The 6,296-nt window shown below is 35.9% G+C and carries 5 protein-coding genes and 1 pseudogene; all 6 read left to right on the forward strand.

Annotation, left to right across the window (positions count from 1 at the left end):
* Window positions 1-117 precede the first annotated feature (117 nt).
* Window positions 118-237: pseudogene (locus tag FFR48_RS30245) on the forward strand (DUF2887 domain-containing protein); the annotation flags it as partial.
* Window positions 220-498: a DUF4351 domain-containing protein gene (locus FFR48_RS24325; RefSeq protein WP_371851481.1), complete on the forward strand. Its 279-nt coding sequence runs from the start codon at window positions 220-222 to the stop codon at window positions 496-498. The pseudogene FFR48_RS30245 and the gene FFR48_RS24325, both read left to right, overlap by 18 nt.
* A 68-nt stretch (window positions 499-566) precedes the next feature.
* Window positions 567-854 (forward strand): DUF2281 domain-containing protein, encoded by a 288-nt coding sequence (locus FFR48_RS24330; protein ID WP_236104166.1) that lies wholly within the window; start codon window positions 567-569, stop codon window positions 852-854.
* Between the two features lie 79 nt (window positions 855-933).
* Window positions 934-2,115 (forward strand): restriction endonuclease subunit S, encoded by a 1,182-nt coding sequence (locus FFR48_RS24335; protein ID WP_137669145.1) that lies wholly within the window; start codon window positions 934-936, stop codon window positions 2,113-2,115.
* Window positions 2,115-2,756 carry an abortive infection family protein gene (locus tag FFR48_RS24340; protein WP_137669146.1) on the forward strand — a complete coding sequence of 214 codons (642 nt, stop codon included), beginning with the start codon at window positions 2,115-2,117 and terminating at the stop codon, window positions 2,754-2,756. The genes FFR48_RS24335 and FFR48_RS24340 overlap by 1 nt, the downstream gene beginning before the upstream one ends.
* Window positions 2,743-6,021 carry a type I restriction endonuclease subunit R gene (locus FFR48_RS24345; protein WP_137669147.1) on the forward strand — a complete coding sequence of 1,093 codons (3,279 nt, stop codon included), beginning with the start codon at window positions 2,743-2,745 and terminating at the stop codon, window positions 6,019-6,021. Before FFR48_RS24340 ends, FFR48_RS24345 begins: the two co-directional genes overlap by 14 nt.
* The last annotated feature ends 275 nt before the right edge of the window (window positions 6,022-6,296 follow it).

Here is a 6,296-nt window from a genome sequence, read left to right on the forward strand (position 1 = left end):
CCGGAAAAAGTGTGCATTTTTTGGGATTTCAAGAGATAGCAAAGAAATTTTCAAATCTCCTCCTGACTCCTGACTCCTGACTCCTGACTCCTATGCCCTCACGGAAAGACTTTCTCAGCAACCCCTAGGTATTTATTAACAAGAAGTAATCAAGAAAATTCATCAAATGAGATGATTTTAGAAATGATTACTACAATAATGATGTATAGGTTTGAAAATCTGACTTTACGGGAGGTTCAAGTCATGTTGGGAATATCATTAGAAAGAAGTCGCGCTTACCAAGAAATTAAGCAAGAAGGACGAGAAGAAGGAAGACAGGAAACTGCTTTAAATTTAGTCATTCGACTGTTAACTAAACGGTTTGGAGAATTACCGGAGGAAGTAATAAATAATATTGCTAAGTTATCTTTGACTAATTTAGAAAATCTGGGTGAAGCGTTGTTAGATTTTACCAGTTTACAAGATGTACAGATTTGGTTAAGTCAATTGCAAGATTAATTGATTTATTATAGGGGTTTAGCAGTGCTAAACCCTTAATTTAATTATTCATATCAGAGGTTCAAGTTATGCAAAGTAGTAGAGGTAAAATTATGACTCTGGAACAAGCAGTTTTAGAAAATTTGCGAGATTTACCCACAGATAAACAACAGGAGGTTTTAGATTTTATTCAATTTCTCAAGTATAAATTATCAGCTAAAATACCAGTTGCTATATCTGGGAATCAAGAAGTTTTCACAGAGACTCAAGAGGTTAATGATTTTTGGTCAGCTTTACAAGACTTTAGACAAAGGGTGGATTTAGAAAGTATTGATGATGATACTTTTGGAAGTTTGAACGCTGATGGACGCAGATAAACGCAGATAATTTTTTATTTTATTAGACTAGAAATAATATAAAATTGGTTTTGTTGATTTAGTTAAGGTAGGGTGATTTATGAGTGAGTGGCAAAAAATAGAATTAGAAAAGTTTATAACATTTCAGCGTGGTTTTGATATTGTAAAACGAGATATGGAAGAAGATGGATTATATGATGTTATCTTTTCATCAGGTTTTGGAGGAAAGCATGACCAGTTTAAAGTTAAAGCACCAGGTGTAATAATAGGCCGAAAAGGAACATTAGGTTCTGTTTTTTATTGTGATACTGATTTTTGGCCAACAGATACAACTTTATGGGTGAAAGATTTTCATAAAAACCATCCAAAGTTTGCGTATTATTTTCTAAAGACCCTTAAATTTGAACAATATGATTGTGGTTCAGCAAATCCAACTCTTAACAGAAATCATATTCATACACTTGAAGTAAGTATTCCTAAATCTCCCGAAGAACAAAAAAGAATAGCGGCTGTTTTATCTTGTTTAGATGCCAAAATAGACAACCTCAGACGACAAAACGAAACCCTAGAAAAGATAGCACAAACCCTATTTAAACATTGGTTTATTGATTTTGAATTTCCCAATGATGAGGGTAAACCTTACAAGTCCTCTGGGGGTGCAATGTCTCCTTCTGAATTAGGCGATATTCCCGCAGGTTGGAAGGTTTTAATTTTTCAAGAATGTTTAAAACATTTAATAGACAATAGGGGTAAAACTCCCCAATTTTTTGAAAGTGGAATTCCGGCATTAAGCGCAAAGTTTGTGAAAGGAGGTTTTTTAATTAATCAAGATAGTTTTAATTATGTTGCCTTGGAATTATTTGATTCCTCAGAAAAATTAGAAGTTGGCGATATTATTATGACATCTGAAGCCCCTTTAGGAGAATTATTTTATATTGCTAAAAATACTAATTATTATCCAGCCCAAAGAGTATTTGCTTTAAGAGCAAATCCAGAAATTATTTCACCTTCTTATTTTAACTATTGGTTAGCCAGTCCTTTAGGTCAATCATTAATAAAACGTAGGGGTACTGGTTCAACTGTTCAAGGAATTAAACAATCAGAATTATATAAATGTGAAGTATTAATTCCTAAACAAGAGATAATGGAAAGAGCATCAGGAGTTTTTAGCCAAGTTTTATTAAAAAAAGAAGTAAATGGAGAACAAATCCAAATTTTAGCAAAAACCCGTGATACACTTCTACCAAAATTAATGAGTGGACAAATCAGGATTAAAGAATAATGGAAAAATTAAAAGAGTTAATACAGCAATACCACAGGTGGCAAGGTTTAAAAGATTATGTCGAAAAAATCGAGTATTTTAAAACCTTTGATTTTCCCTCAGCTATAGGAAATGCAAAAGCACTGATAGAAAGTATATGTAAAACGATTCTTGATGAACAGAAAACTTATGAATATAAAACAAATGATAGTGTAAATAAGTTAGTAACAGAAACTATTAAAACATTAAATATTAATCTCACTAATGGAGTGGCAACATTTGGCAGTGGACTGATAACAGCGTCACAAAATCTTGGGGAATTAAGAAATAGAATAGATACATCATCTCATGGGCAAAGCCTTTTAACGAGTAAGGATAATCAAATTGAAGAATTAACTGCTTATTTTTTAATTAGTTCTGTAGAATTAATTGCTTGTTTTTTAATCAAATATTATGAGATTGAACACCCACGGAAACAACAAGAAAAAGAAATATTGTTTACAGATTTTGAAGACTTTAATCTTTATCTTGATACAGAATACGGAAATGCCAATATTGCAGGACTTTTTTACGCAACCAGTGAAACTCTATTTTTAATAGATAAAATAGCTTATCAAACTAAATATCAAGAATATCTAGGTAGTCAAAATGAAACTAACTGAAGAAAAAATCGAAAACTTTGTTATTAGCTTCCTAACTAACTTAGGATATGAACATATAAACGCTGCTACTATTGCCCCTGACAGCGACAAACCAGAACGCCAAAAATATGATGATGTCATCCTCAAAAACCGCCTCACCCATGCCATTAATACCATTAACCCCCACATCCCCCTAGAAGCCAGAGAACAAGCACAACGCATCATTACCACCATTAGCAGTCCCGACCTAATTAATAATAACGAAACCTTCCATAAATACCTGACAGAAGGAATAGATATAGAATATCAATTAGACGGAATTACCAGAGGTGATAAAGTCTGGTTAATTGATTTTCAAACCCCAGAAAATAACGAATTTTTAGCAGTTAATCAATTTACCATCATTGAAAATAACCATAACTGCCGTCCAGATATCATCTTATTTATTAACGGCTTACCTTTAGTAGTCATAGAACTAAAAAACCCCACAGACGAAAAAGCCACCATAGAAAAAGCATTTAATCAACTAGGAACATATAAAGCCGAAATCCCCAGCTTATTTACCTATAACGCTTTCTTAATAATTGCCGACGGTTTAGAAGCCCGTGTAGGTTCATTATCTGCTGACTTCTCCCGGTTTTTGAAGTGGAAACTTTCTGAAAAAAACGAAACCCAAGCAGGAAAAGAAATTGAAATAGAAACCGTAATTAAAGGACTATGTAATAAAACCACAATATTAGACTTTATTCGTCACTTTACCGTATTTGAAAAAACCAAACAAGAACACCCCCAAACCAAAATTACCACCATCAAAACCATTAAAAAAATAGCAGCATATCATCAATATTACGCTGTTAACAAAGCCGTTGATAGAGTCATTCAAGCCGTAAACCAACCCGTAGAAATAACTCAGGAATTATCACCAGAAAATAATTATCATCAAACTAGAAAAGGTGGCGTACTGTGGCATACCCAAGGCAGTGGTAAATCTTTATCAATGGTATTCTTAACTGGAAAACTCGTTTTAACCCTAGATAACCCTACCATCGTCGTATTAACCGACCGTAACGACCTAGACGACCAATTATTTGATACCTTTGCTGCATCCCGTCAACTCCTGAGACAAGAACCCCAACAAGCCAAAGATAGCAAACATCTCCGAGAACTGCTTAATGTAGCTTCAGGTGGTGTAGTATTTACAACCATACAAAAATTTGCACCAACGGACGAATTACCTCCAGCCTTCTGTAAGAAATATTCTCAAATCTTCCTATCAATTGTTAGTAAACTCAATTTAGCAGTAGAAGAAAATATATATTTACTTGGTGAACTTATAAGACCTGATAGCTTATCACGACGTAATAACATCGTTGTTTTAGCAGATGAGGCACACCGTAGCCAGTACGGTTTCAAAGCCAGAGAAATTGATATCAAAGATGAAAATGGCGTAATTATTGGTAAACAAACCCGCTATGGTTTCGCTAAATATATCCGTGATGCCTTACCTAATGCTACCTTTGTCGGTTTTACGGGGACACCAGTAGAAAAAACAGATCAAAATACCCCCGCCGTCTTTGGAGACTACATAGACATTTATGATATTGCCCAAGCCGTCACAGACGGGGCAACAGTTCCTATTTACTACGAAAGCCGACTGGTAAAAATAGACCTAGACGAAACCGGAAAACAATTATTAGCAGAACTAGACGAAGACTTAGAAGGACTAGGAGAAGGTGAAAACGTCCAACAAGCCAAAGCCCAACGCACCAAATTAGAAGCTGTCATCGGTGCAACCCAAAGACTAGAAACCATTGCCCAAGATATCATCCAACACTTTGAAACCAGGCAACAGGTATTTTTTGGTAAAGGTATGATAGTTACCTTTAGCCGTGCTATTGCCGTGCAACTCTACCAAGAAATAATTAACCTACGTCCTGAGTGGCACAGTAACCAACTGGACCAGGGAACAATAAAAGTAGTCATGACTGCCGGTGCTAGTGATGGTGCAGAAATGGCTAAACACCACACCAGCAAACGAGAACGGAGTATTTTAGCTGGCAGACTCAAAGACCCCCAGGACTCACTACAGCTAGTAATAGTTTGTGATATGTGGTTAACCGGGTTTGATGCACCTTGTTTGCATACCCTGTACATTGACAAACCCATGAAAGGTCATAACCTCATGCAAGCCATAGCCAGGGTAAACCGTGTTTATTTAGATAAACCAGGGGGGTTAATAGTTGACTATTTAGGAATAGGAAATGACTTGAGAGAAGCCCTAGCTTTTTATGCAGAAAGCGGTGGTAAGGGAGAACCTACATTAGACCAAGAAGCGGCTATTAATTTAATGTTGACTAAATTAGAAATAGTAGAACAATTAATGGCTGGTTGTGCTTATAGTGAATATTTCACCAGTGACACTGGACGGAAACTGCAAATTATTTTAGAAGCTGAGGAACATATATTAAGTTTAGAAAATGGTAAGGACAGATTTAATCAAGAAGTTACTGCACTTTCTCAAGCCTTTGCTTTAGCTGTTCCCTCAGCAGCAGCTATGAATGTAGCTGCACAAGTATCATTTTTTCAAGCTGTAAAAGCCAGATTACAAAAATTTGATAGTAACAGTAATGGACTTTCTCATCATGATATTTCCACAGCTATTAAACAAGTGGTAGACCAGGCATTAGTATCAGAAGGAGTAATAGATATTTTTGATGCGGCGGGAATTAAAAAACCAGATATTTCCATTCTTTCTGATAGCTTCATGGCAGAAATTAGAGGTTTAGAACATAAAAATCTGGCTGTGGAACTCTTGAAAAAACTCCTCAATGATGAAATTAGAACCCGTCAAAAAACTAATTTAGTGCAAAGTCGGAGTTTAAAAGAATTATTAGAAAATACTTTAAGAAAATATCAAAACCGTGTTATTAGTGCAGCAGAAGTAATTGAAGAACTGATTAATATAGCTAAGGAAGTTACCAAAGCCGACCAACGGGGGGAAGAATTAGGTTTATCTAATTATGAACTGGCTTTTTATGATGCTTTAGCTGAAAATGACAGTGCTAGGGATGTCATGGGAGTAGATAAACTGCGAGAATTAGCCATTGTATTAGTGCAAAGAATCCAAAAAAACGCCAGCATTGACTGGAATATTAAAGAAAATGTCAGAGCGAGAATGAAAGTCATGGTAAAAAGGTTATTAAGGGAGTATGGTTATCCTCCTGATATGCAAGCTTTGGCTACAGAATTGGTGTTAGAACAAGCTAAATTATTTAGGGTTTGCTGAAAAAGTTATCTGTATTCTACCACTCCAGGCGATCGCTAATCTTGGTTAAGTCGCTTTATTTGTCTACTGGACAACCTGACAAAATTTTTGTCCACCGAGTGACTGGACAAACTAAAATTGTCCACTAGGAGAGTTGACAAACCCAGATGGACAGTCAAGACACAGAACTGATTAAAATTCACCTGTCACCTGTCCCCAGTCACCAGTCCCCAGTCCCCAGTCACACGTCACCAGTCACCAGTCACCATTCCCCAGTCACCAGTCCCCCGTCACCC

Origin of the sequence: Sphaerospermopsis reniformis (genome assembly GCF_005402885.1) — a bacterium.
In the GTDB taxonomy this organism is placed as follows: Bacteria; Cyanobacteriota; Cyanobacteriia; order Cyanobacteriales; family Nostocaceae; genus Sphaerospermopsis; species Sphaerospermopsis kisseleviana.

Excerpts from the sequence above, each read along its gene's own strand:
- FFR48_RS24340 (WP_137669146.1), top strand. The coding sequence starts at position 2,115 with ATGGAAAAATTAAAAGAGTTAATACAGCAATACCACAGGTGGCAAGGT.
- FFR48_RS24335 (WP_137669145.1), top strand. The coding sequence starts at position 934 with ATGAGTGAGTGGCAAAAAATAGAATTAGAAAAGTTTATAACATTTCAG.
- FFR48_RS24330 (WP_236104166.1), top strand. The coding sequence starts at position 567 with ATGCAAAGTAGTAGAGGTAAAATTATGACTCTGGAACAAGCAGTTTTA.
- FFR48_RS24345 (WP_137669147.1), top strand. The coding sequence starts at position 2,743 with ATGAAACTAACTGAAGAAAAAATCGAAAACTTTGTTATTAGCTTCCTA.